We start from the raw sequence: 25,260 nt of genomic DNA, 5'->3' as shown, positions 1-25,260 counted from the left end.
GCTCTGTGCTGCCATATAGGCGATGTCACCCCGGCCTTGAGCCGGGATGATACCGCCTTTGGCTGTTTGATACCCGAAATTGAAGATAACGATGCCCGCCAAGTCGACCCCACCGCTCGAAATTGCCGTTATCCGGAACGACGAGGGCTGGCCGGAGGACCTCGACAGCCGGGCGGAGCGCGCCGTGCTGGAAGCGCTCAAGCATGCCAAGCCCAAGATCAAGGGCGCGGCGGAGTTGTCGATCCTGCTCACCAATGACGCGGAGCAGCACGAGCTCAACCAGCAATGGCGGGGCAAGGACAGTTCGACCAATGTGCTGAGCTTTCCGCAGATCGAGCCCTTCGGACCGGTCGTGGGCCTGCTCGGCGACATTACGCTGGCGCGCGAAACACTGGAGCGCGAGGCAGCGGAGCAGGGCGTTACCTTCGAGGCCCATTTCAGCCATCTTGTGGTGCATGGATTCCTGCACATTTTAGGGTATGATCACCTAACGGACGCCGAGGCCCTTCAAATGGAGGGGCTGGAAACCCAGATACTGGCAAGCCTTGGGGTTGAAGACCCCTATGCCGATTAGGGCCGGGCCTTTATGATCCCGAGCGTGTTTTCCTTTTTGAGGACAGATAGCCGCAACTTTGGCGGCGAGAGACCATGAACGACAGCGACAGTATGGGCCCCTCGGCGCCCACCAATCCCGAGCCTCCTTCTAGCCTCGCCTCCGTGCCTGCACGGGGGCCATCCATCTGGAACCGGATCAAGGCCATGCTGGCCCGTGGCACGGTTTCATTGCGCGACGACCTGCAGGTTGCGCTCGACGAGCAGGGGAGCGCGGAAACCGCGGACTTCTCCGAGAGCGAGCGCACAATCCTGCAGAACGTGCTCAAGCTCTCCAATGTGTCGGTCGGCGACGTCATGGTGGAGCGCAGCGATATCCAGGCCATCGAAGCCGATGTGAACCTGGGCACGCTGATTGCCAAGTTCCGCCAGGCCGGACATTCGCGCCTGCCGGTCTATGACGACAATCTCGACAATATTCTGGGCTTCATCCATGTGAAGGACGCCCTGGGCAAGATCACCCAGCCGGTGACCGAGCCGGGCAAGGACGTGCCGGTCAAGCTGGTCTCGACCGTGCTCAAGCAGAAGGTCATCCGGCTGGACCTGACGCGCGACGCCATGTTCGTTCCCACCTTCATGCCCGTTGGCGATCTGCTCCAGTCGATGCGCGCCTCCCGCGTGCATATGGCCATCGTCATCGACGAATATGGCGGCACCGATGGTCTGGTGACCATTGAGGACCTGCTGGAGGCCGTGGTCGGCGAGATCGAGGACGAGCATGACGAGCTGGCCGCCGCGCTGATCCGCAAGGTGGGTGTCGATACCTATATCGCCGATGCCCGTGCGGAGCTGAGCGACGTGCAGACCATGATCGGCCCCGATTTCGATCCGGGCGACTATGCCGAGGACGTCGAAACCATTGGCGGGCTGGTCTTTGACCTGGCGGGCCATGTGCCCAAGCGGGGCGAACGCGTCACCAAGCTGGATGGCTTTGAATTCGAGATCCTGGCCGCCGATAGCCGTCGCATCAAACGGCTGCGGATCCGGCGCAAGCGCGACGATGCGGCGGAGCCACTGGCCATTACCGACCAGCGCAGCGATGCCGAGAAGGCCGCAGCTGAATAGAGCTTCCTGCCGACATCACTGCAAAAACTAAGGGCCCAAGGATGCTATCCCTGGGCCCTTTGCTTGCTGCTTATGCAGTATGCCGGCGCTAGACCTGTTGCACGGCCTCGACGCCGGGGACGAAGTGGCGGAGCAGGTTTTCGATGCCGCTCTTGAGCGTGGCGGTGGAGGAGGGGCAGCCCGAGCAGGCGCCCTGCATGTGCAGGTAGACGGTGCCTTCCTTGAAGCCCTTGAAGGTGATGTCGCCGCCATCCATGGCAACGGCGGGCCGCACGCGGGTGGCCAGCAGCTCCTTGATCACTTCGACGGTCTCGCTGTCTTCGGCTTCGAAGAACTCCTCGACCTCGTCAAAATTGGCGACGTCGACACTGCCTTCCACGATGACCGGCTTGCCGGACAGGAAATGGTCCATGATCACGCCGAGAATGGCTGGCTTGATATGGGCCCAGTTGGTGTCGTCCTTGGTCACCGAGATGAAATCGGAACCGAGAAACACGCCGGTGACGCCGGAAATGGCGAACAGGCCCTGGGCCAGCGGCGAATTGACCGAAGCCTCGGGGCTGCGGAAATCGCGCGGTTCACCGACCAGCACATCGCGCCCCGGAAGGAATTTCAGGGTCGCGGGATTGGGCGTGGCTTCGGTCTGGATGAACATCTGGCGGCCTGCATTTACGATTAGAACGCTTCTAAAATAGTCTTTTGCGCCAGGGATGCAAGGGAAATGGCGCGATGGCGGCTATGCGTTTGGGCGGGTGTGCCCTGTGCGGCGCCTCTTGGCCATTCGAGCGTAGCTCTCATGGCCTGCTTCCCTAAAATCGCGCCACTGGCGCGATTTTGCCTCCGGCACGGTCAGCAGATCGCGATGATTTCTTCGTCGCTCATGCGGCCGGGCACGATGGTCAGGGGAATGGGCAGGGCATTGGCGCGGTTGGCGAAATGCATGATCAGCGGACCCGGGCCTTCATTGGAGGTAGAGGCGGCGAGCACCAGGATGGCGATGTCGCGATCCTGGTCGATGACGCGCTCGATTTCTTCGGCAGGTTCGCCTTCGCGGATCACCGATTCGACCTTGACCTCGCCGATGTCGCGGATGCGGGCGAGGCGGGCATCGAGGTTGCGCTCGGCCTCTTCCACCGCCTCGGCCCGCAGCACGTCCTCGACGCCCAGGCCGATGAATTCGGGCTTGGGCACGACGCTCATCAGCACCACCGTGCCGCCGGTGCGCTTGACGCGATAGGCGGCAAAGGTCAGCGCCCGTTCGCATTCCGGCGTTTCGTCAATGACGACGAGGAATTTGCGCTTGTATTCGACCTGGGAAACCATGGCAGCTCCTAGCGGATAAACCCGACAATCTCGCGCACTTCGCTCATCGTCGTTTCGGCAATGGCCCGGGCCCGCGCTGCACCGTCGCGCAGAATGGCGTCCATCTCGCCGCGATCGGCCACCAGCCGCTTCATTTCCTCGGCGATCGGGGACAGGACCGAAACGGCAAGGTCGCCCAGAGCGGGCTTGAAGGCTCCCCAGCCCTTGCCGCCGAATTCGGCCAGGACGGCATCGACGCTGGTATTGGCAAGCGAGGCATAGATCGCCACGAGATTTTCCGCCTCGAGCCGCCCGGCCAGGCCCGCGGCCTCGCTGGGCAGGGCATCGGCATCGGTGGTGGCGCGCTTGATCTTTTTGGCGATCATGTCGGCATCGTCCATCATGTAGATGGTGGAGAGGTCCGAGGCGTCGGACTTGCTCATCTTTTTCGAGCCGTCCTTGAGCGACTTCACCCGCATGGCCGGGCCGGTGGCCAGGGTTTCGGTGATGGGGAAGAAGTCGCCCTTGCGGCCCTGTGCCTTGATCTGCTTTTTGAAGTCGTGATTGAACTTCTTGGCGATGTCGCGCGTCAGCTCGAGGTGCTGGCGCTGATCCTCGCCCACCGGCACGGCGGTTGACTTGTAGAGCAGGATGTCGGCCGCCATCAGCGAAGGATAGGCAAACAGGCCCAGCGAGACATTCTCGGAATTCTCGCCGGCCTTGTCCTTGAACTGGGTCATCCGCGCCATCCAGCCCATGCGGGCCACGCAGTTGAAAATCCAGCTCAGCTCGGCATGTTCCATGACCTGGGACTGGTTGAAGATGATCGACTTCTTGGGGTCGAGGCCGGCCGCGATATAGGCAGCGGCGATCTCATAGGTCCAGCGCTTGAGGTCCTCGGGCTCCTGCCACACGGTGATGGCATGCATGTCGACGACGCAATAGATGGTCTCATGCGTCTCCTGCAGCGGCACGAAGCGGCGGATGGCGCCGAGGTAATTGCCAAGATGCAGGTCGCCCGAGGGCTTGATGCCGGAGAACACGCGCGGGGTGAAAGCCATAGATGAAGCCTAGTTTCGAGAATGCAGTCGGTTGGCCCGTTCTATATGGACGCGCGGGCAATGGAAACTGCTGTCACCCGCGCCGCCGCAGCCGCCGTAGCAACAGCCCAAGCGGCTGGGCGCCGCTGATATGGACCAGGGTGAAATAGAGCAGCATGCCAAAGCCAATCAGCAGGCCAAGCACGCCGACCTGCTCCCAGATCGGTGCCGTGGACTCCATGTGAGCGGCGCCGCGCCGGGCCAGGACATAGAGCACGCCGCCCATCAGGAAGCTGATCGCCAGGATCAGCAGATGCTTGCGCCACTCGCCGCCCGTCAGGGCAAAATGCCCCCGCCGCGCCAGGAAAAGCGCCAGCAGCAGCGCATTGAGCCAGGCCGAGACGGCCGTGGCGATGGCGATGCCGACATGCTGATAGGCCGGGAACAGCAGCAGCGACAGGCCGATATTGGCCACCACCGATATGCCGGCAAAAATGGTGGGCGTCATCGTGTCCTCGCGGGCGAAATAACCCGGCTGCAGCACACGGATCAGCACATAGGCGGGCAGGCCGGTGGAAAAGGCGATCAGCGCCTGCGCGGTCTGGGCCGTGGCCAGCGCATTGAAGGCGCCACGCTCGAACAGCACGCGCACGATGGGCTCGGCCATGGCGATCAGCGCCATGGCGGCGGGCATGGAGAGCAGCATGGCAACCAGCAGCGACTGGTCCTGCGTGGCGCGCGCCTCGACCGCCCGGCCGCCCTTGAGATGCCGGCTCAATTCGGGCAGCAGCACTGTGCCGATGGCAATGCCGATGATGCCGAGGGGGAGCTGGTAGAGCCGGTCGGCATAGTTGAGGATGGAAATGGCATTGTCCGCCGCCGAGGCGATGATGGTGCCGACAAAGATATTGATCTGGGTAATGCCGCCGGTGAGGATGGCCGGAATGGCCAGCACCCAGAAGCGCCGCACTTCGGGGTCGAGCCATGGCAGGCGCAGGGCCGGCACGAAATCGGCCCGGCGGATCGCCGCCCAGACCAGCGCCAGCTGCGCCACCCCCCCAACCATGGTGGCGGCGGCCACCCAGGTGGCGGCGCCCGGGGCATCCTGCACCCAGAAGGTCACCAGCGGGATCATGGCGGCAATATTGACCAGGTTGAGGATGACCGGGGCAAAGGCGGCGGCAAAGAAGCGGCCGAGCGAATTGAGGATCGCCCCATAGGCCGCCATCAGCGACATGCAGGCCAGGTAGGGGAACATGATGCGCGTCAGCAGCACGGTCAGCGCGAACTTCTCCGGGTCGTCGGCAAAGCCGGGCACGAAAAGCGTCATGAGCTGCGGCATGAAGATTTCGGCCAGGATGGTGACCACGACCAGCATGGCGACGAGCCAGCTCATGATGCGTGCGGCCAGGTCCAGCGCCGCCTCGCGCCCGTCCCGCTCCAGCGCGCCGGCAAACATGGGCACGAAGGCGGTGTTGAAGGCGCCTTCGGCAAACAGCCGGCGGAACAGGTTGGGGAAGCGGAACGCGGCAAAGAAGGCGTCGGCGGCCGGCCCGGTGCCAAGCACCGCCGCCATCAGCGCATCACGGACAAAGCCGGCAATGCGGGAGAGGAGCGTCAGCCCGCCCACCGAGAGGAAGTTGCGGTAAAGGCTCATCGGAAGGTCAGTGGGTGCTGCCCCACCCCCTCCCAGCCTCCCCCATCGAGGGGGAGGTGTGCTCTCCACCCTTTGGGCACCATCCCGCCACAACCACAGGGCGGCACCTCCCCCTTGATGGGGGAGGCTGGGAGGGGGTGATGGCTGGCACCAAACGCGGGTGCGCTACCCATTACTCACCTTCTCGGGTGCCCGCGGGTGGAACACGCCCATGAGCGCATCGTGGATCTTGCGCTGGCGCGGCTTGCTCATGATCTTCTGGCCGGTGAGGTCCGTGACGTAGAAGACGTCGACGGCCTTTTCGCCATAGGTGCCGATATGGGCCGAGCCGATGGTGAGGTTGAGGTCGGAAATCGCGTGGGTCAGCGAATGCAGCAGGCCCATGCGGTCGAGGCCGGAGACCTCGATCACGGTGAACTTCTCGCTCAGCGCATTGGACACGGTAACCTGCGCCGGCAGGGCGAAAGGCTTGAGGCGCTTGTTGTGGCGGCTTTCCTTGCCCAGATCGATCAGGATCTGCCGCTTGCCCTGCAGCAATTGCTTGACCGTATCGATGATGCGGGTGGCGCGGACCTTTTCGTCCTCGTCACTGGTGAAGGACCGGCGCAGCCGGAAGGTATCCAGCGCATGGCCGTCACGGGTGGAGAAGATCTGCGCCCCGATAATGGACGCGTCCTGCATGGTGCAGGCGCCGGCAATGAGCGAGAGCAGGCGCGGATGGTCGGGCGTATAGAAGCTGACCTCGGTAATGCCCTCGAAGGCCTTGACCCGGATGGAGCCGGCAAAGCCCTCGCCCGACTGATCGGCATGGCGGATCATGCGGGCATGCTCGACCTGCAGTTCCGGCTCGGCGCGCAGCCAATAGTGGTCATAGTGGCGGGCCACATAGGCCTCGACCTCGGCTTGCGGCCAGGCCTCAAGCGCCGTGGCCAGGTCGCGGCGGGCCGTTTCGATGCGGTCGGACTGGGTGACCTGGCTATGGCCGCCGGACAGCAGCGGCTCGGTGGCATAGTAGAGGGCCCGCAGCAGGCTGCCCTTCCAGCCGGTCCAGACACCCGGGCCGACGGCGCGGATATCGCAGGCGGTGAGGATCATCAGAAGCGCCAGGCGCTGGGGTGACTGTACCACGTCGGCAAAGGCCTTGGCGGTCTCGGGGTCCTGGATGTCGCGGGCCTGGGCGATCTCGCTCATCAGCAGGTGATATTCGATCAGCCAGGCCACCGTGTCGGTTTCGGCCGGCGACAGGCCGAAGCGGGGACAGAGGCGCCGGGCAATGCGGGCGCCGGCGATGGAGTGATCCTCCGGCCGGCCCTTGGCGATGTCGTGCAGGAACAGCGCGACATAGAGCAGGCGCGTGTCGTTGAGCTGGGGCAGCAGCTCATGGGTCAGGGGCAGCTGGTCACGCAGGCCACCATTGGCGATCTCGCCCATGACGCCCACGGCGCGGATCAGGTGCTCGTCCACCGTATAGTGGTGGTACATGTTGAACTGCATCAGCGCGACGATCTTGCCAAAGTCGGGCACGAACCGGCCGAGCACGCCGCTTTCGTTCATCTGGCGCAGGATGCGCTCGACAGATTGCGGGGCGGTGAGGATGGCGAGGAAATGCTCGTTGGCCTTGGGGTCGTTGCGCAGCTTGTTGTCGATCAGCCGCAGCGAGCGGGCGATATGCTTGATGGCATCGGGGTGGAACAGCAATTGTTCGCGCCCGGCCACCAGGAACATGCGGATGAGGTTGACCGGGTCCTTCTCGAAAACATCGGGGCTGGCAATGTTGAGTCGGCCGGTATCAAGCACGAAGTCGGGCTCGCCCTTGATCTTGCTGCGGCCCTGGCGGAATGGCGCCAGCACGCGGCCCACTAGGTCCATGTCCTTGGCGTGGTTGAATTCAAGGCTGGCGCAGATGATGCGGGTCAGGTCGCCCACATCCTTGGCGACGAGGAAATAGCGCTTCATGAAGCGCTCGACGCCCAGCATGCCGACCCGCTGCACATAGCCCATGCGTTCGGCCAGTTCGGGCTGCACGTCGAAGGTGAGTTTTTCCTCGGCCCGGTGCGTCACGAAATGGAGGTGACAGCGCACCGCCCAGAGAAAATCCTCGGCGCGGGAGAACAGGCGATATTCGGCGCCGGAGAGCACGCCCTTGCCGACCAGTTCATGGCTGGTCTTGACCTGGTAGAAGTATTTGCCGATCCAGAACAGCGTGTTGAGGTCGCGCAGGCCACCCTTGCCGTCCTTGATATTGGGTTCGACCACGTAGCGGGTATTGCCCATCAATTTGTGCCGCTCGTCGCGCTCGGCCATCTTGGCGGCGATGAATTCAGGCCCCGTGCGGGGCATGATTTCGGTTTCGAAGCGATGCACCAGGGAATCGAACAAAGCCCGGTCACCGGTGAGGAAACGCGCCTCGAGGGTGGCGGTGCGCACGGTCATGTCGGCGCGGGCCATGCGCAGGGATTCATCGACCGAGCGCACGGCGTGGCCGACCTTCTGGCCGAGGTCCCAGAGCATATAGAGGATGTATTCGGTGACCTGCTCGCCCCACGGCGTCTGCTTGTAGGGCAGGATGAACAGCAGATCGATATCGCTGCCCGGGGCCAGCGTGCCGCGGCCATAGCCGCCGACAGCCGACAGCGCGATGGCCTCGGCACCGGAGGGATTGTCCACCGGGTAGACGCGGCGGGTGGCAAAGAGATGGACCGCGGTGATGATTTCGTCCTGGGCGGCGCTCAGATTTTGCGCGCAGCGGGTGCCCTTGCCGGTGGCGAGCAGCTCGGCCTCGGCCTGGCTGCGGGCTTCGGCCAGGGTCTTGCGGATATGGGCCAGCACGATAGCGCGAGCGGCACCCGATTTGGGCGCTTCGTCACCGATCGCCGCGTCCAGCTCGCCGAGAATGGTCTCGGCGGACTTGAGCGCGAAGAGGGGTTTGCGCGGCTTTGCCTCAGCTTCGACGAGCGTCATCGCGGATTTTCTTCAACTCGTAGAGCGCTTCAATCGCTTGTTTGGGGGTCATCTCGTCGGGTCGGACGTCGTCGAGCGCGGCGTGAACTGGATCCTGCTGCACCGGCCGGGGGGCAGGCTGATGCGCGAAGAGCGGCAGATCGTCTAGCACGCTGGCTTTCTGGCTGGAAGAGGCCGTGCCCGCCGAGCGCTGCTCGAGCACGGTCAAAACCTGGCGAGCGCGGGCCAGGACGGGTTCGGGCAGGCCGGCCAGCCGCGCCACTTGAATGCCGTAGGAGCGATCGGCCGCGCCGGGGCCGACTTCGTGCAGGAAGACGACTTCGCCCTCCCATTCCCGCACTTTCATGGTGACATTGGAGACGCGACCCAGGGTCTTGGCGAGGCTTGTCAGCTCGTGGAAATGGGTGGCGAACAGGGCCCGGCAACCGGTGGTCTCATGCAGGGCCTCCACGGCGGCCCAGGCGATGGAGAGGCCGTCAAAGGTGGCCGTGCCGCGCCCAATCTCGTCGAGCACGACAAGGCTGCGCCGCGTGGCGCGGTTGAGAATGGCAGCGGTCTCGACCATTTCCACCATGAAGGTGGACCGGCCATGGGCGATGTCGTCGCTGGCGCCGACCCGCGAAAAGACGCGGTCGATGACCCCGACATGGGCCCGGCTTGCCGGCACGAAACTGCCCATCTGCGCGAGAATCGCGATCAGGGCGTTCTGGCGCAGGAAGGTGGACTTGCCGCCCATATTGGGGCCGGTGACCAGCCAGAGCCGGCCCCCGCCGATGGCGTCGTCCCCGGACAGGTCCGCGTCGTTGGCGACAAAGCTCTGCCCTTCGGCCATCACCATGTCTTCCACCACGGGGTGGCGACCGCCCTCGATGCGAAAAGCGAGGGAATCGTCGATCTCCGGACGGGTATAGGAGCGGGTGGCGGCCAGGTGGGCGAGGGCCGTGGTCACGTCGAGCTCGGCCAGGGCATCGGCCAGCTCGCGCAGCGCATCGGTGCGGCTCAGCACATCATAGCGCAGGCTGGCAAAGACCTTGAGCTCGATTTCCAGCGCCGCCTCATGCGCGCGGGCAATGCGGCCTTCGAGATCGGCCAGCTCGGTGGTGGTGAAGCGCATGGCATTGGCCAGCGTCTGGCGGTGGATGAAGCTCTGCCGATGCGGCTCTTCGAGAAGCTTGGTGCCATGTCCCGCGGGGACTTCGACAAAATAGCCCAGCACGCCATTGTGCCGGATCTTGAGCGAGCGGACGTCGGTCTCCTCGATCAGCCGCGCCTGCAGGGCCGCCACGACAGCGCGGGTTTCGCTGGCCAGCGAGCGCTCGTCATCGAGGGCGGCATCGTAGCCCTTGCGCACGAAGCCGCCATCGCGGCTGAGCAAGGGCAGTTCATCGTCGAGCGCCAGCGCCAGCTCAGAAGCCAGCGGCAGCGGCGCCGCGGCGAGGGTGCCGGCCAGCCGGGCGAGGACTGAGGGAACATCCTCGAGCCGGGCAAAATGGGCGGCCAGAGCCACCGCGGCGCTCACGGCCTTGCCGATGGCGGCCAGGTCGCGCGGCCCGCCCCGGTCGAGCGCGAGCCGGGTCAGGGCCCGGGCGAGGTCTGGCACTGCCTTGAGATCGGACCGGAGCCGGCCGGTCAGCACTGTGTCATTGGCCAGCAGGCCCACGGCGTCGAGCCGTTCGTTGATCGCGCCGGAATCGGCCAGCGGCGACGCGAGGCGCGCCGACAGCAGGCGCGAGCCTGGCGCGGTCACCGTCAGGTCGATGACCTGGCGCAGCGAGCCCCGCTGCTGGCCGCGCTGCGTCTGGTGCAGTTCGAGCGAAGCACGCGTCGCCTGGTCGATGGCCATGTGGCGCGTCGCGGTCTCGGCGACCGGCGCGCGCAGGGCGACGCCGACCCCTTTCTGGCTTTCGCGCACATAGGCGACGATGGCGCCCAGCGCGGAGCGTGCGGCGCGCGAGAGGGCAGTGGGGTCAAAGGCCCCGCCGGGAAAGGCCTGGCGCAGGGCAGTGGTCGCCGCTTCGCTGTCAAAGCTCTCGAGCGGCGCCAGGTGGGTGATGCCGAGCCAGTTGGGCGCGAACAGATGCCGCTCGACCAGGGCGGCGCGTGTCGTCTCGGTCAGGAGCAGTTCGGCCGGGTCGATGCGGGCCAGTTCGTCCTGAAGCTGTTCGGCAGCGAGATCGGCGGTGAAGGTCTCGCCGGTGGACACATCGGCCCAGGCGAGGGCGAAATCGGTCTCGCCATGCCGCACCATGGACAGGGAAGCGAGGAAGTTGCTGGCCCGGGCCTCGAGGTGGTCGTCCTCGGTCAGCGTGCCGGCGGTGATGAGGCGCACAACTTCGCGTTTGACCACGGACTTGGCGCCGCGCTTCTTGGCTTCCCTGGGGTCTTCCACCTGCTCGCAGATGGCGACGCGGTGGCCCAGCTTGATCAGCTTGTTGAGGTAATCATTGGCGGCATGGATGGGCACGCCGCACATGCCGATATCCTGGCCGAGATGCTTGCCACGCTTGGTCAGGACGATGCCGAGAGCCGCACTGGCGATCTCGGCATCCTCGAAGAACAGCTCGTAGAAATCGCCCATGCGATAGAACAGCAGGTAGCCGGGATTGACCGCCTTGATCTCGAAATACTGCGCCATCATCGGCGTCAGTGCCGGGCTCGGCGCGGATTCGACTGGCGTTGCATCCATCAGCAAATGGGTCTCGGCAAGGAAGGCGAGACCTTAGGGCGTTCGAGGCGGAAATCCAACCGCCGTGGGGGGATTTGCCCGCTTTGTTGAGACTATGCCCCCCGGATGGTGGAGACCGGCGCCACGACCTTGCGGTAGAGATGCCAGGTGGCATGGCCGAAGACCGGAATCACCACGGCCAGACCGACAAAGAGCGGCAGCGAGCCGACAAACAGGCCGACGCCGACGATGAAGCCCCAGGCCAGCATGGGCAGCGGATTGTGCAATACCGCACGGAACGAGGTCTCGACGGCGACGAAGGCCCCCACATCGCGATCGAGCAGCAGCGGAAAGGCGACCACGGTGGTGCAGAGCGTTACCAGCGCGAACAGCGCTCCCGCCATGGTGCCGACAATCAGCAAGGTCATGCCGCCCGGCTCGCCGAAGACCTGGGACATGAGGCCGGAGAGCGTCTGGGGGGTGGATGAGCCAAACAGGCTCTCATAAAGCGCCTGCGCAGACGTCAGCCACAGGGTGAAGAGCACGAAGAGCATGACACCCAGCGCGGCGATGGAGCCGATGGCAGGCGAACGCAGCACGGCGAAGGCCTGCGACCAGGAGGTGTCGAGCCCCTCCTCGCGGCGGCGGGAAATCTCGTAGAGGCCAAGCGCGGCAAACGGGCCGATCAGCGCGAAGCCACCGACCAGCGGATAGAGCAGGGGCCAGGTGTGGAAACCGTTCATCCATACCGTCAGCACGATGCCGATGATGGGGTAGATCAGCACCAGCATCACATAGTGGCTGGGCTTGGCCCAGAAGTCGGACACGCCCTGGCGCAGCGCGTCGAACAGGTCCGAAACATGGATGGTGCGAATGACGGGCAGGTCCAGCTTTGCGCCTGCGCCGGACAGAACGTGGAATTGGGCCATGGGCCAAGCTCCTCCAGGTGGGAAGCCGCATGGCCCGCGCTAAAGTCCCGCGAACCGGCGACCAGCAATGGAGAGAGCTTAGCCAAGCTGCGACGGATTGTCGCCCCCCGTTAAGAAAACGTGAATCGGCCGCAGACCCGCCGCGGCCGATCCGGCTCAGCGGGTCGTGGGCAGGCCATAGATGGTTTCGATGTCGTCCAGCGCCAGCTGGGCAGCCATGAAGCCACCGGCGGTGGCCCAGACGGCGTCGGAGACCCCATAGACCTGACCCGTCTTGGCGGCCTCGAGGTTCTGCCAGAGCGGCTCGGCCATCCAGGATTCGCCCTCGCTGATGGCCAGGCCATCGCCGGTTTCATAGGTGAAATGGAGGATGCGGTCGGCGGCCAGCTCGCCGATGCGCTCCTTGGTGATCAGCTCGGCCAGCCCCTCGCCATTCTGCGCTGCGGGGCGGGCAAAGCCGATATCGGCGAGGACGGAACCGGAAAAGCTGGCCGGGAAATAGGCATAGCTCTGGCCAGCGAGGAAGCGCACCACCGAGACGTCTTCCTTGATCCGCTCGCCCAGTCCGGCACGGATGGCGTCTAGGCGCCGCCGATAGTCGGCGAGCAGCGCCGCGCCTTGCTCCGGCTTGCCGACCGCTTCGGCATAAAGGCTCAGATTGTCCTTCCAGGTGCCCTGGATGGATGCGGCAAACACCGTGGGGGCAATGGCGGACAGCTGGTCATAGATCTTCTCGTGGCGCCGCTTGTTGCCCAGGATCAGGTCGGGCTGCAGCACGGCAATGGCCTCGAGATCGGGCGCCAGTTCCTCGCCGGTGACCATGGTGTCGGCCAGCTGGGCGCCCAGATAGTCGTACCAGGGGTCGGAATTGGCCGAGCGTGCCGCGCCCACCGGGATGATGCCGAGCGCCACGAGGTCTTCGGCCGCCTCATTGGTCAGCGCGACAATGCGCAACGGCGCGTCGGGCACGTCGGTGACGCCCATGGCATGGGTAACGTCGCGGGCCATTGCGGGGGTCGCGAGGGCAAGGCCCGCTGCCAGGATGGCGGCAAGGACAGCAGAAGATTGCATGGTAGCACCTAAAGTGGAGTATCTGGCTCAAGATTGAGCAGATACGCCATGCCGGGCGCTGCCAAGTCAAGCCCTGCGCGCCTCCATTGCGGCCGGTGGCGCGCTTAGCACCACCGGCGCAAGGCCTAGACCTCGTAGCGGTCCGATACGTGCCGGACCGGCCGATAGGTGAAATAGTCGAAATCGGCAGGGCTGGCGGTGCCGTTGAGGTCATGCGCTGCCATGCCGACAAAGGCCCCGGTGAAGCTGCCATGGGCCTGATGACCGCCGCATTCGTCCGACAGCAGCGACGCATCGAGTACCGGGCCGATCGGCTGCAGGTCCTGGCCCTCGAGGGCGTAGAAGAACTGCAGCTGCCGGCCGCGAATGGTCAGGGCAAGCCGCACCTTGCCATCATTGGGAATCCGCACCGGATCGGCGGGGAAGGTCAGCCTGCCGTCGGGCCAGCTCATCTCCGACGCCATGATCAGCAATTCCCGCTGGCCATCGGAATGGGCCGTCACCGCCAGGTAGAAGAAATTGTAGCGGCTGTAATAGGCGGTGAGCCCCGCCATGGTGCGCTCGTCGGTGGCTTTGAAATCCACCACGGTCTCGGCGTCATAGCTGAAATGGGTCTGGCGGCGCGCCACCAGCGCCTGTTCGAACCATGAGCCGATGGATTCGCGCCCGAACAGACGCACCTTGTTGTCCTGCAGGGAGAAGATCCGCTCCGTCTCGGGCGTGCGCAGCCACTGGAAGTCGAGGGGCAGGCCCGCCTCGAACGTGTAGCGTTGTTCGGCCCAGTATTTGTCCTCGTCGCGCGTGCCGGGCACCTCGACATGCAGGGATGGCACCGGCCCGTTCTTGACATAGAGCCAGTCGTCTTCGCCCCAATAGGCCTCCTGGATCGAGGTTTCGCGACCGAGGACGCAGCGGCGTTCCTGTGTGGTGGGCCGGCCGCCGAGATGAACCAGGTAGGTCTTGCCCTCCGGCGTCTCGACGATATCGCCATGGCCGGCACGCTGGATGGCGGCCAGCGGGGCGTCCTTGCTGGTCAGGATATGCTTGTCCGGATGGGTCTCGTATTGCCCGTCAATGGTGCGCGAACGGGCAAAGGTGCAGGCATGGTCATAGGCGGTGCCGCCCTCGGCCGTCAGCAGGTAATACCAGCCATTGCGCTTGTAGAGGTGGGGCCCTTCGACCAGTTCGAGATCGGTACCCTGATAGATATTGGTGATCGGGCCGACCAGCTTGCCGGCCTTGGCGTCGAATTCCTGCAGGGCAATGCCGGCAAACAGCAGCGGACGGCGGCGATGGTCCCACAGCATGTTGACGAACCATTTGCGGCCGTCATCGTCGTGGAAGAGGCTCGGGTCGAAGCCCGAGGAATTGGTATAGATCGGGTCGCTCCACGGCCCCTCGATCCTGTCGGCCCAGACGATGTAATTGTGCGCGTCCTTGAACGAGCCGTCCTTGCGCTTGACGTCGGTATAGACCAGCCAGAACTTTTCCCCATCATGGGTGAGGCAGGGCGCCCAGACGCCGCAGCTGTCCGGATCGCCGCGCATGTCGAGCTGGCTCTTGCGGGTCAGCGGGCGGGTGACCAGCTCCCAGTTGGCCAGATCCTTGCTGTGATGGATCTGTACGCCCGGGAACCACTCGAAGGTGGAGGTGGCGATGTAATAGTCGTCTCCGACGCGCAGGATGGACGGATCGGGATTGAAACCGGGCAGGATGGGATTGGTCAGAAGCGGCATGTGAGAATCCTTGAGACGAAAGCGGCCGGATTTGCGTTATGCACTCGCGAAATCGTGACCAGGTGAAAGCCAGCCAAGCTTGATCGCGGGGATCGCCTTGGTCAGAACCGAATAGAAACCGAAACGACTTGGACCGGGGGCATCCGAGACAAGCAAGATGAGCGCGCCTTGGACCAGCATGTCCGTGAACTGAGTTACTGGAAAAACGTAAGATCCAAGATGCGGCTGCAGCCGTTCGTCACCGCCGTGGAATCGAGCGCGGTGCCGATCGTGATTTCGGACCCGTTCGAGCCGGATACGCCGCTGGTCTTCGTCAACGACGCCTTCCTGCGGCTGACCGGCTACAGCGAAGACGAGGTGCTGGGGCGCAATTGCCGCTTCCTGCAGGGGCCGGACACCGACCCGCAGGATCGCGCTGCCGTGCGCCAGGCGCTCAAGGAAGAGGCGACGATCACGCGCCAGATCCTGAACTATCGCAAGGACGGCACGCGGTTCTGGAACGAACTGCATATGGCGCCGATGTTCGACGACCGCGGTGAACTGCTCTATTTCATCGCCACCCAGATCGATGTCACCGACCGGGTTGAGCGGCACAATGCGCTGAGCACGGCGCTGGATGCACGGACGGCCGCGCTGCAGGACCAGGCGGCGCAGACCCATCACATGGCGCGGGAAATGACCCATCGCGTGCGCAATTCGCTGGCGCTGATCCAGGCCATGCTGCGCATGCAATTGTCGTCGTTGACCGATGCAACGGCCCGCAGCGCCCTGGTGGGCGCGCTCAGCCGCATCGGCGCCATCGTCGAGATCCAGCGGATCATCGAGCATGCCGAACTGGGCGAAAAGGTCGAGGTCGGCCAGATCATCACCAGCATCTGCGAGCGGCTCGACCACATTACCCAGGCCAAGGTTGAGGCGAGTGCGGATAGCGTCGAGATCCCCGAGGAGCTGGTGACGCCGGTGGCGCTCATCGTGTCCGAGCTGGTGACCAATGCGCAGAAGCACGCCTATGACAGCGGCGACACCGGCACGATCCGGGTGTCGGCGCATCGCGAGCCGGCGCCGGGCTTTCTTCGCCTGGCGGTACGCGACGACGGCAAAGGCGTGCCGGCCGATTTCGACCCGCGCACCGTCAAGGGCTTCGGCATGCGCATGCTGGTGCGGGAAATCGATCATCTGGGCGCGACCCTGGCCGTGGAGCGGCTGGGCGCAGGAACCCAGTTCGTGGTGAGTATTCCTGCGCCGGCCGCAGCGGGCTGATGGATCTTCCCCCGAAAGGGAGAAGATCCTGCTCGATCAAACGAAGCGGTTGATCAGGTTTTCGAGATACTCCTGCTGGCCGGACCTGGGCTGGGGATTGATGTTTTCGGCATCAACCTTGGCGGCCAGGTCGGCAAGGCTCAGCTTGCCGGCCAGGATGTCCTTGCCCATGCCGGTGTTCCAGCCGGCATAGCGGGCGTCGACCACCTTGTCATAGGTACCGTCCTCGATGAGCGCCGCCGCTGCCTTGAGCGAGCGGGCCAGCACGTCGAGGCCGCCGATATGGCCGTGCAGCAGGTCCGCCGGATCGAGCGACTGGCGGCGCACCTTGGCGTCGAAGTTCCAGCCACCGGAGTTCAGGCCACCGGCCTTGAGGATCTGGTAGAAGGCCAGGGTGGTTTCCGGGACATTGTTGGGGAACTGATCGGTATCCCAGCCGGACTGGAGGTCGTTGCGGTTGGCGTCGACCGAGCCGAGAATGCCGAGCGAGGCGGCCAAAGCCAGTTCATGCTCGAAGGAGTGGTTGGCAAGGAAGGCGTGGCCGACCTCGATATTGCACTTCACCTTGGTTTCGAGGTCGTACTTCCTGAGGAAGCCATAGACCGTGGCGACGTCGAAATCATACTGGTGCTTGCTGGGCTCCTGCGGCTTGGGTTCGATCAGGATCTGGCCCTTGTAGCCGATCTTTTCCGCATGCTCGATGACCATGTGCAGGAAGCGGCCCATCTGGTCCTGTTCCTGGCCGATCTTGGTATTGAGCAGGGTCTCATAGCCCTCGCGGCCGCCCCAGAGCACATAGTTGGCGCCGCCCAGTTCGTGGGTCAGCTCCAGCACGTTCTTCACCTGGCCGGCGGCATAGGCGAAGACTTCCGGATCGGGATTGGTCGCCGCGCCGGACATGTAGCGGCGGTTGGAGAACAGGTTCGCCGTGCCCCAGAGGAGCTTGGTGCGGCTGGTTTCCATCTTGCGGGCAAAGATCTCGCCGATGGCGCGCACATTCTTGTTGCTTTCGGCCAGCGTCGCGCCTTCGGGGGCGATATCGGCGTCGTGGAAGCAGAAGAAGGGCATGTCGAGCAGGTCGAACAGTTCAAAGGCCACATCGGCCTTGAGCTTTGCGCCTTCCATGCCCTTGTCGAACCAGGGACGATCGAAGGTGCGGCCGCCAAACGGGTCGCCGCCTTCCCAGGCGAAGGTGTGCCAATAGGCAACGCCAGGACGGATATGGTCTTCCATGCGCTTGCCGAGGACAATTTCGTCCTTGTTGTAGTGGCGATAGGCCAGCGGGTTGGTGCTGTCGGCACCTTCGAATTTGACGGGCGAAATACCCTTGAAGAAATCAGTCACGAACGTGCCTCCTCGATGGCGGGGTAGAGCGCGCGATAGCGCGCATATTGGTCGGAATAGGCGGCCGACAGGGACTTGTCGGGCGCAATGACGGTTCTTATTGGCGGCATGGTCATGACCGTGGCGGGGCTGGCGCCTTCGGCGGCACAGAGGCCGAGCCGGGCAGCGCCCAGTGCGCCACCGAAATCGCCGTCCTCGGGCAGGGCGATTTCCATGTCGAGATTGGTGGCGATCATTTTCAGCCAGAGGGCCGATTTCGAACCACCGCCGACGGCCAGCAGCCGGTCGATTTTCGTGCCGGCGTCATGCAGCACGCGCTGGCTGTCGCGGAAGGCGAAGGTGACGCCTTCCATCACGGCCTGGGCGAGCCTGGCGGTATCGCTGGAATGGGACAGGCCGACAAAGGAGCCGCGCGCACCGGCATTGTTGTGTGGCGTCCGTTCGCCCGAGAGATAGGGCAGGAAGAGTTCCTCGCCCGGGCCCTTGAACTGCGCTTCGGCGGCGCCCGAAAGCTCGGCCTGCTTCTGGCCGGTGATGCGGCTCAGCCAGTTGAGGCTATCGGTGGCCGAGAGGATGACGCCCATCTGGTGCCAGGTATCGGGAATGGCATGGCAGAAGGCATGTACGGCGCCTTCGGTATTGGGGCTGAAGCGCTCATTGGACACAAAGAGCACGCCTGAGGTGCCGAGCGAGACAAAGCCTTCGCCGGGCCTAATGGCGCCGATGCCGCAGGCCGAGGCCGCATTGTCGCCCGCGCCGCCGGCGATCACGACCAGCCCATCCATGCCCCAGCGTTGCGCCAGGTCGCGCTTGAGATTGCCGGACACGGCCGAGCCTTCGACAAGGCGCGGCATGTGGCTGCGATCAAGGCCGGTAACGGCCAGCAGCTCATCGGACCAGTCACGTTTGCCGACATCGAGCCAGAGCGTGCCGGCAGCGTCGGACATGTCCTCGACATGCTCGCCGGCCAGCAGCAGGCGGACATAGGCCTTGGGCAGCAGGACCTTGGCGATCTTCTCGTAGACCTGCGGCTCATGCTTGCGCACCCAGGCGATCTTGGGCGCGGTAAAGCCGGGCATGGCAATATTGCCGGCCAGCTGGCGCAGGGAGGGGAGGGCGGCCTCCATCTCCTTGCATTCGGCGGCCGAGCGGCCGTCATTCCAAAGGATTGCCGGGCGCAAGACTTCGTCGTTCTTGCCCAGCAGGGTGGCGCCATGCATGTGGCCGGAGAGGCCGATGCCGCGCACCGAAGCCAGTTCGGACGGGTGGGACTGCTTGAGCTTGTCGACCGCTGCGAGGGTGGCATTCCACCAGTCGGCCGGGTTTTGCTCCGACCAGCCGGGGTGTGGGCGGACCGGTTCGACGGCGGCGGCCGAGGCCTCGCCGAGTGCCCGGCCATGCTCGTCGATCAGCAGCGCCTTGACGCCGGACGTGCCGATATCAATGCCAAGATAGGTCATGAGGCACGTACCTCAGTCACAAGTATGAACATATAATGAACGTCCTCCCAGCCCGTTTTCGGGCCCCGCCGGTTTGATGATTGGCCAGCTTCTTAGCGCAGATTGTCGCGCAGGAAAATCCCGATTTCAATGGGGTCGGTGGCGCCCCTGCCATTGCCGCCCAAAGCCAGGGTCCGGGCGGCAGCGATCGCCTCGCGGATTTCGCCATCGGGATTTTGGTCGAGCACCACGTCGATGGCGCCCGATTTGAGCCCCCTGCGGGTGGGTTCGGTCAGTTCGTGGGCGATGACGCGGATGGCGCCGGCCCGGCCCGAGGCTTCGAGGGCCGCAACGAGGCCGGCATTGCCGGCGCCGAGATTATAGAGCCCGCCCAGGTCGGGATGGCGCGCCAGCAGGTCGGTGACGATGGCCTCGGTCTCGCGCCGCTCGTCATGGCCTTCGATGGGGCCGATCAGCTCGACAGTGCCGAATTCGGCGGCCAGCGCGGCGCGGAAGCCGGCGAGGCGATCGGAATGGTCGCGCAGGTGGAGCGAGCCGGCAATCACCGCCACCTTGCCGCCCTGCGGCAGGAAGCGCCCGAGCAGCGAGGCTGCGGTGCGGCCGGCGGCGGCATTGTCGATGCCGATGAAATGGCGCCGTTGCGTGCCCGGCAGGTCCGAGACCAGCGTCATGACCACGATGCCCCGGCGGGTGGCGCCATCGACCGCCGCCTGCACCGAGGGCTCCTGGCTGGCCACGATGATGGCGCAGTCGCAGTGGCGCGGATCGAGGCCATCGAGGCTCTGCGCCAGCGCATCGGCATCGAGCGCGCGGATGCGCAGCGTTTCGATATGCACCCGGTCGGTGAGGGCAGGGCCGGCGCGGCGCTCCACTGCATCGGCAAGGCTCGCCATGAATTCATTGGAGCCATCGGGAATGATGAAGGTGAGCTTGAGATCGCGGGCGCGCGCCAGGAGCGAGGCGCCCAGGTCGCGCTGAAAGCCGATCTCGGCAATGGCCGCTTCCACCCGCTCGACCGTCGCGGCGCGCACGCCGGGGCGGCCGTTGAGCACGCGGTCAACCGTGGCCAACGATACGCCCGCCGTGCGTGCCACGTCATGCACGGTGACCCGCCGTCTCAAACCGATCTCGTTCACGTATCCTCCCCGGCGCCTTTGCCCCGAGCTTTGGCAGGCCGGGACAAAAGGTCAAGTGCGACGTTGCAGCGCCATGAAAAAGCAGGCTACACGTGGCCCGCAATTTGAGGAGGCAGGCATGGCCATTGCGGTTTCGACATTCGGTGAACACCAGGGCAAGCGGGTGGACCAGTTCCGCCTCGTCAGCAATACCGGGGTCACCGTCGATCTCATCGGCTATGGCGTGGTGGTGCGCGACTGGCGCGTGCCGGTGGCGGGCGGCGAGCGCTCGGTGGTGCTGGGCTTTGAGCAGTTCGATGCCTATCCCGCCCATAGCCCGCATCTGGGCTCGCTGGCTGGCCGCGTCGCCAACCGCATCAAGGACGCCTCGTTCGAGCTCAATGGCAAGACCTACAAGCTGCCCGCCAATGCCGGCAACCTGCAGCTGCATGGCGGCGCCGAGGGCCTGGGCCGGCAGGTCTGGGACGGGCAGGTCGACGAGGCCAACAATGCCGTGCGCTTCACCCATTTCTCGCCCGATGGCGCCATGGGCTATCCCGGCAATGTCAATTTCTCGGCGACCTATACGCTCAAGGGCAACAAGCTGCGGCTGGAGCTGAACGCCACCACCGACCAGGCTACCCCGATCAGCCTGGTGCAGCACCAGTATTTCAACCTGGGCACCACGGACGATGTGCTCGACCACACAATTCAGGTCAATTCGAGCGCCTATACCGAACTGGGCAGCGACCTGGCGCCGACCGGCGCCATCCTGCCGTCACGCGGCACGATCTATGACCTGCGTACGCCCCGAACCATGCGCGACGCGGCCGGCAAGCCGGTGGACTACGATATCGGCATGGTGCTCGATACCGGCCGGACCCTCACCGACCCCGTCGCCAGTGTGGTCGCGCCGGACAAGGACCTGACGCTCAAGCTGTGGACGGACCGGCCGGGCGTGCAGGTCTATAACGGGGTCTGGACCGATATCGCGGTGTCGGGCCTTGGCGGCAAAAGCTATGGCAAGCATTCCGGCTTCTGCCTCGAAGACCAGGCCTTTGCCGATGCGGTGCACAATCCGCATTTCCCCAATGTGATCTATTCGCCGGAACGCCCCTATAGCCACTGGTGCGAAATCGAGATCGGGTAAGCAGACCTCGCAGCCGGCCCCCCGCGCTTGACCTGCTGCCAAATCCTGTCAGCAGGCTTGCTGCCACCGCCTGTCAGGGCCATGCGGCATGGTCTCTCCAGCAAACCGGAGAGACACCATGCCCAAGCCGTTCACCATCGCCATTGCCGACGCCGAGATTGCCGACCTCAAGGCCCGGCTGGCGGCCACCCGTTTTCCGCAGACCCTGGCGGGCGTCGGCTGGAATTATGGCATCGAGGATGGCTTCCTGCGCCGCTTCGTCGACTATTGGGCCAACCAGTATGACTGGCGCGCCGCCGAGGCCCGGCTCAACGGCTTTGCGCAGTTCATCGAGGAGATCGAGGGCGAGGCGGTGCATTTCGTCCACGCCAAGGGTCGGGGCGAGACCAATGTGCCGCTCCTGCTGACCAATGGCTGGCCGTCCAATTTCGTCGAATTGCTGCCGCTGGTGCCGCTGCTGACCGAGCCGGTCGATGGCGTCGCCTTCGACGTCGTCATTCCCTCGCTGCCCGGCTATGGCTTTTCGGGCCAGCCGACCCGGCCCGGCATGAATCTCAGCGCCGTGGCCCCGCTCTGGGCCGAGCTGATGACCCGGCTGGGCTATGAGAAATTCCTCATGTCGGGTTCGGACCTGGGCGGCGGCACGGAAATGGCGCTGGTGCGCGACTTTCCGCAGCGGCTGATCGGGGCGCATTACGTCAATGTCTTTTCGGGCTTCCCCCGGCCGGGCGATCCGACCCCAGAGGAGCAGGCCTATTTCGCCAAGGTCGACTACTGGACCTTTGCCGAGAGCGCCTATGCCATGATCCAGGGCACCAAGCCGGCAACGCTCGCCGTGGGGCTCAACGATTCCCCCGCGGGGCTGGCCGCCTGGATCCTCGAGAAATATCGCAGCTGGAGCGATGATGGCGGGGACATCGCCAATGCCTTCGAGCTCGAAGACCTGGCGACGATCCTCTCGGTCTACTGGTTCACCCAGACCATCGGCTCCTCGGTCCGGCTCTACAAGGAAGCCTTTGCCGATAGCGAGCTGACCAAACTCCCGGCCAGGCACGACGTGCCGCATGCCGTGCTGCTGCCGCCCGCCGACAATCCGGCACCCCGGGCCTGGGGCGAGCGGAACCTGCACAATATCGTGCGCTGGACGGAGCTCAGCGAGGGCGGCCATTTCCCCGCGCTCGAAGTGCCCGAGGCCATGGCCCATGACATCCGCGCGTTTCATGGCCAGATTGCCTGAGCCAGTCTCCACTTCCCCTCTCCCCTTGAGGGAGAGGGACGATCCGACGCGTTCAGCGGAGGATCAGGGTGAGGGGTGCTGCGTACGCCCATGCCAGAAGCACGGAAGAGACCCCTCATCCGCCCTTCGGGCACCTTCTCCCTCAAGGGGAGAAGGGGGACCTGGCGCTCGCCTTTGGGCCATGGACCAGGTCGGCAGAATCTGGCATCCAAGGCAGGCTGGGGAGAACGAAACATGGACAAAACCGAGCGCCTGTTTGCGGTCATGGATGCGCTGCGGCGGCATCGCCGGCCGGTCACGGCGGCCGCCCTTGCCGAGGAACAGGGCGTTTCCGTGCGCACGCTCTATCGCGACGTACAGACGCTGGTGGGGCTGGGCGCGCCGATCGACGGCGAAGCGGGGGTTGGCTACATGCTAAAGCCCGGCTTCTTCCTGCCGCCCCTGATGTTCACGCCCGAAGAGCTCGAAGCGCTGGTGCTGGGCGCCCGCTGGGTCGGGGCGCAGCCCGACGACGGGCTGGGCGCGGCGGCGAAAAATGCGCTGGCCAAGATCGCCACCGCCTCGCCCGAAGACCTGCGCGACCGCATCAACGATACCGGGCTTTGGCCCGTCGCGGTGTGGAGCGCCGATTCCCGGCAACCCATGCCGATTCTGGGCCAGGTGCGCCAGGCAATGCGCGTCGAAAAGGCCCTGCAGATTTCCTACGAGGATGAGGGCGGCAATCCGTCCGAGCGATCGATCTGGCCGGTGCAGCTGGCCTATTACGAGGGCAAGCAGGTGATCGCCGCCTGGTGCTGCCTGCGCGCCGCCTTCCGCAATTTCCGCACCGACCGCATCGTGGCGCTGACGCTGACCGAGGAGCGCTATGGCAAGCGCCGCGCCGTGCTGGAACGCGAATGGCGCGACAGCTGGCAGCATGACCGGCGCTATGGCGGGGCGGATTTGTAGGGGTCTCCTCCACTTGCGGGGAGCGTGTGGACATTCGCGGTCCCCGATCGTGCAGTCGACACCCTCCCCCCTGCGGGGAGGGATCAAGGGAGGGGGATGTTTAGCCCGGATATCCGGGCCAACCGCCACCCCCTCCCAGCCTCCCCCGTCGAGGGGGAGGTGCCGTTCCGTTCATGGGCGAGATCGTGCCCACCTGTAGCTACCCCATGCGCCCATAAAGGCTTTCCGGGCGGATCATGTCGTCGAGCCGGAAGCGGTGATCGGCCGGGGGATGCGCGCGCTGGCCGCATTCGAGCCGCGGGCAGATGCGGCAGCCGACGCCGATGGGGACGAGCTGGCTGTCGCCCCCCAGATCCATGCCGTCCGAATAGATCATCTCCCGCGCATGGTGGATCGAACAGCCCAGGCCGATCGACATGTAGCGGCGCGGCGCATTGTAGCGGTGATCGCCCTTGGCGATGGTGCGGGCAATGCAGAAATAGCGCTGTCCGTCCGGCATCTGGCTGAGCTGGATATTGATGCGTTCGGGCGCCAGGAAGGCCGAATAGATGTTCCAGCGCGGGCAGGCGCCCGAATGGCGCGGGATGTGGATGCCCGAGAGCGAGAAGCGCTTGGAGATATTGCCGGCAATGTCGGTGCGTACCAGATGCAGCGGAATGCCCGAGGCGCCCTTCCTTTGCAGCGTCGTCATGCGGTGGCAGACCTGCTCGAAGCTGGCGCCGAAGCGGCGGCCGATGCGCTCGATGTCGTAGCGATAGTCGCGGCAGGCGCGCAGGAACGGCGCATAGGGCATGATGAGTGCCGCGGCGAAATAGGCCGAGAGCACATTGCGGGCCAGGGCCGGCGCGTCGCCCTCGGGCAGGGATGACGCAGCAATGATGGCGTCGATCTCGCTGCCGGCCGCCAATTGCCCCAGCTGGTGGGCGACGAGGAACAAGGCCGATTCGGCCGGCAGGATGTCGGAGACCAGCAGGTGATTGCGCCGCGGCTCGAGTTGGCGGGCAATGCCGTGCGGCAGGGAGGCCAGCTGCACCTCGACGCCGAAGACATTGAACAGATAGGTGCGCAGGCCATAGTCGAAATTGTCGGCGGCATGGTCGATATCGGCACGGATGCGCTCGGCGGCGTCTTCCAGCGCGGGGAAGTGGTTGGCGCTTTCCTGCAGGAAGTCGGAAATGGCGTCGGTGGCGAGGTGGAAGGGCTCGGCCTCGTCGGCGGCCTGCGGCGCCGGACCGTCCTTGGCCACCAGGCGATAGCGATCATAGAGCTTGAGGATGGCGCGCGCCGCGGCCGGATTGGCATGGGCCAGGTCGCGGATTTCCAGATTGGTGACATCGCTATCGGCGAAGAGATCGTCGCCGAAGGCCTCCATCAGGTCGCCGACCAGCCGGCCCTCGTCGCTGTCGACCAGCTCGCCCGGCTCGACGCCGAAATGGCCGGCGATCGAGAACAGCAGCGGCACGGTAACCTTGCGGCGATTGTGCTCGATCAGGTTGAGGTAGCTGGCCGAAATGCCCAGCGCCTGGGCGAGATCGGCCTGGGCCAGTTTGCGCTGCCGCCGCAGGCGCTTGATGCGCCCGCCGATCTGCATGTTGGACGTCTCGTCCATGCTTCCTCCTCCGTACGGCTTGACAGACTTTACAAATCTGGCACCCGAAATTCACCGCGCTTTACAGCTTTACTGGCCATTATGCGGTTATTTCTTGCA

Annotated in this window: 19 protein-coding genes; 6 read left to right on the top strand and 13 right to left on the bottom strand. The window is 64.9% G+C overall.

Annotated elements, in window-relative coordinates:
- Positions 1 to 91 precede the first annotated feature (91 nt).
- Both ybeY and ACLI1C_RS20260 read left to right on the top strand, forming a co-directional pair.
- Complete coding sequence (ybeY, locus tag ACLI1C_RS20265; protein WP_411399383.1) at positions 92 to 574, top strand: rRNA maturation RNase YbeY; 483 nt, start codon at positions 92 to 94, stop codon at positions 572 to 574.
- 74 nt (positions 575 to 648) lie between these two features.
- Positions 649 to 1,677, top strand: a complete 1,029-nt coding sequence (locus tag ACLI1C_RS20260; protein WP_411399382.1) for a hemolysin family protein — start codon at positions 649 to 651, stop codon at positions 1,675 to 1,677.
- 88 nt (positions 1,678 to 1,765) lie between these two features.
- Here ACLI1C_RS20260 and ACLI1C_RS20255 read toward each other — a convergent pair whose 3' ends face one another.
- The 9 genes from ACLI1C_RS20255 to ACLI1C_RS20215 form a co-directional block, all read right to left on the bottom strand.
- Positions 1,766 to 2,332 carry a NifU family protein gene (locus ACLI1C_RS20255; RefSeq protein WP_411399381.1) on the bottom strand — a complete coding sequence of 189 codons (567 nt, stop codon included), beginning with the start codon at positions 2,330 to 2,332 and terminating at the stop codon, positions 1,766 to 1,768.
- A gap of 194 nt (positions 2,333 to 2,526) precedes the next feature.
- Entirely contained in the window at positions 2,527 to 3,000 is a 474-nt protein-coding gene (locus ACLI1C_RS20250; protein ID WP_411399380.1) for a universal stress protein, read from the bottom strand.
- A gap of 8 nt (positions 3,001 to 3,008) precedes the next feature.
- On the bottom strand, positions 3,009 to 4,040 hold the full coding sequence (trpS, locus tag ACLI1C_RS20245; RefSeq protein ID WP_411399379.1) for a tryptophan--tRNA ligase: 1,032 nt from the start codon (positions 4,038 to 4,040) through the stop codon (positions 3,009 to 3,011).
- Between the two features lie 73 nt (positions 4,041 to 4,113).
- Positions 4,114 to 5,676: a murein biosynthesis integral membrane protein MurJ gene (murJ, locus tag ACLI1C_RS20240; protein ID WP_411399378.1), complete on the bottom strand. Its 1,563-nt coding sequence runs from the start codon at positions 5,674 to 5,676 to the stop codon at positions 4,114 to 4,116.
- Between the two features lie 165 nt (positions 5,677 to 5,841).
- Complete coding sequence (locus ACLI1C_RS20235; protein WP_411399377.1) at positions 5,842 to 8,637, bottom strand: [protein-PII] uridylyltransferase; 2,796 nt, start codon at positions 8,635 to 8,637, stop codon at positions 5,842 to 5,844.
- Entirely contained in the window at positions 8,618 to 11,323 is a 2,706-nt protein-coding gene (gene mutS, locus ACLI1C_RS20230; RefSeq protein WP_411399376.1) for a DNA mismatch repair protein MutS, read from the bottom strand. Before mutS ends, ACLI1C_RS20235 begins: the two co-directional genes overlap by 20 nt.
- A 92-nt stretch (positions 11,324 to 11,415) precedes the next feature.
- The gene (locus tag ACLI1C_RS20225) at positions 11,416 to 12,231 is read right to left on the bottom strand and encodes a DUF2189 domain-containing protein (RefSeq protein ID WP_411399375.1); all 816 of its coding nucleotides are present in this window, start codon (positions 12,229 to 12,231) and stop codon (positions 11,416 to 11,418) included.
- A gap of 156 nt (positions 12,232 to 12,387) precedes the next feature.
- Complete coding sequence (locus ACLI1C_RS20220; RefSeq protein WP_411399374.1) at positions 12,388 to 13,302, bottom strand: ABC transporter substrate-binding protein; 915 nt, start codon at positions 13,300 to 13,302, stop codon at positions 12,388 to 12,390.
- A 125-nt stretch (positions 13,303 to 13,427) separates the two neighbouring features.
- Entirely contained in the window at positions 13,428 to 15,038 is a 1,611-nt protein-coding gene (locus tag ACLI1C_RS20215) for a glycoside hydrolase family 43 protein (RefSeq protein WP_411399373.1), read from the bottom strand.
- Positions 15,039 to 15,257: 219 nt separating this feature from the next.
- Between ACLI1C_RS20215 and ACLI1C_RS20210 the strand changes: the two genes are divergently transcribed.
- Complete coding sequence (locus ACLI1C_RS20210; protein WP_411399372.1) at positions 15,258 to 16,298, top strand: PAS domain-containing protein; 1,041 nt, start codon at positions 15,258 to 15,260, stop codon at positions 16,296 to 16,298.
- Positions 16,299 to 16,334: 36 nt separating this feature from the next.
- Here the strand turns inward: ACLI1C_RS20210 and xylA are convergent, their stop codons facing one another.
- The 3 genes from xylA to ACLI1C_RS20195 form a co-directional block, all read right to left on the bottom strand.
- The gene (xylA, locus tag ACLI1C_RS20205; protein ID WP_411399371.1) at positions 16,335 to 17,642 is read right to left on the bottom strand and encodes a xylose isomerase; all 1,308 of its coding nucleotides are present in this window, start codon (positions 17,640 to 17,642) and stop codon (positions 16,335 to 16,337) included.
- Positions 17,639 to 19,102, bottom strand: coding sequence for a xylulokinase (gene xylB, locus ACLI1C_RS20200; RefSeq protein ID WP_411399370.1), 1,464 nt, complete (start codon positions 19,100 to 19,102; stop codon positions 17,639 to 17,641). The genes xylA and xylB overlap by 4 nt, the downstream gene beginning before the upstream one ends.
- 92 nt (positions 19,103 to 19,194) lie before the next feature.
- The gene (locus ACLI1C_RS20195) at positions 19,195 to 20,238 is read right to left on the bottom strand and encodes a LacI family DNA-binding transcriptional regulator (protein WP_411399369.1); all 1,044 of its coding nucleotides are present in this window, start codon (positions 20,236 to 20,238) and stop codon (positions 19,195 to 19,197) included.
- A gap of 118 nt (positions 20,239 to 20,356) precedes the next feature.
- On the opposite strand from ACLI1C_RS20195, the gene ACLI1C_RS20190 reads away from it, so the two are divergent.
- The 3 genes from ACLI1C_RS20190 (at position 20,357) to ACLI1C_RS20180 (ending at position 23,552) form a co-directional block, all read left to right on the top strand.
- Positions 20,357 to 21,367: an aldose epimerase family protein gene (locus ACLI1C_RS20190; RefSeq protein ID WP_411399368.1), complete on the top strand. Its 1,011-nt coding sequence runs from the start codon at positions 20,357 to 20,359 to the stop codon at positions 21,365 to 21,367.
- A 118-nt stretch (positions 21,368 to 21,485) separates the two neighbouring features.
- Positions 21,486 to 22,604, top strand: coding sequence for an epoxide hydrolase family protein (locus tag ACLI1C_RS20185; protein WP_411399367.1), 1,119 nt, complete (start codon positions 21,486 to 21,488; stop codon positions 22,602 to 22,604).
- A 234-nt stretch (positions 22,605 to 22,838) separates the two neighbouring features.
- Positions 22,839 to 23,552 carry a helix-turn-helix transcriptional regulator gene (locus ACLI1C_RS20180; RefSeq protein ID WP_411399366.1) on the top strand — a complete coding sequence of 238 codons (714 nt, stop codon included), beginning with the start codon at positions 22,839 to 22,841 and terminating at the stop codon, positions 23,550 to 23,552.
- 199 nt (positions 23,553 to 23,751) lie between these two features.
- Here ACLI1C_RS20180 and ACLI1C_RS20175 read toward each other — a convergent pair whose 3' ends face one another.
- Positions 23,752 to 25,161 carry a helix-turn-helix domain-containing protein gene (locus ACLI1C_RS20175; RefSeq protein ID WP_411399365.1) on the bottom strand — a complete coding sequence of 470 codons (1,410 nt, stop codon included), beginning with the start codon at positions 25,159 to 25,161 and terminating at the stop codon, positions 23,752 to 23,754.
- Positions 25,162 to 25,260 lie beyond the last annotated feature (99 nt).

Source organism: Devosia sp. XGJD_8 (assembly GCF_046614475.1).
Lineage (GTDB): Bacteria > Pseudomonadota > Alphaproteobacteria > Rhizobiales > Devosiaceae > Devosia.
Note: the sequence above shows the minus strand (reverse complement) of the source record. Positions and strands in the feature narration are given on the sequence as shown.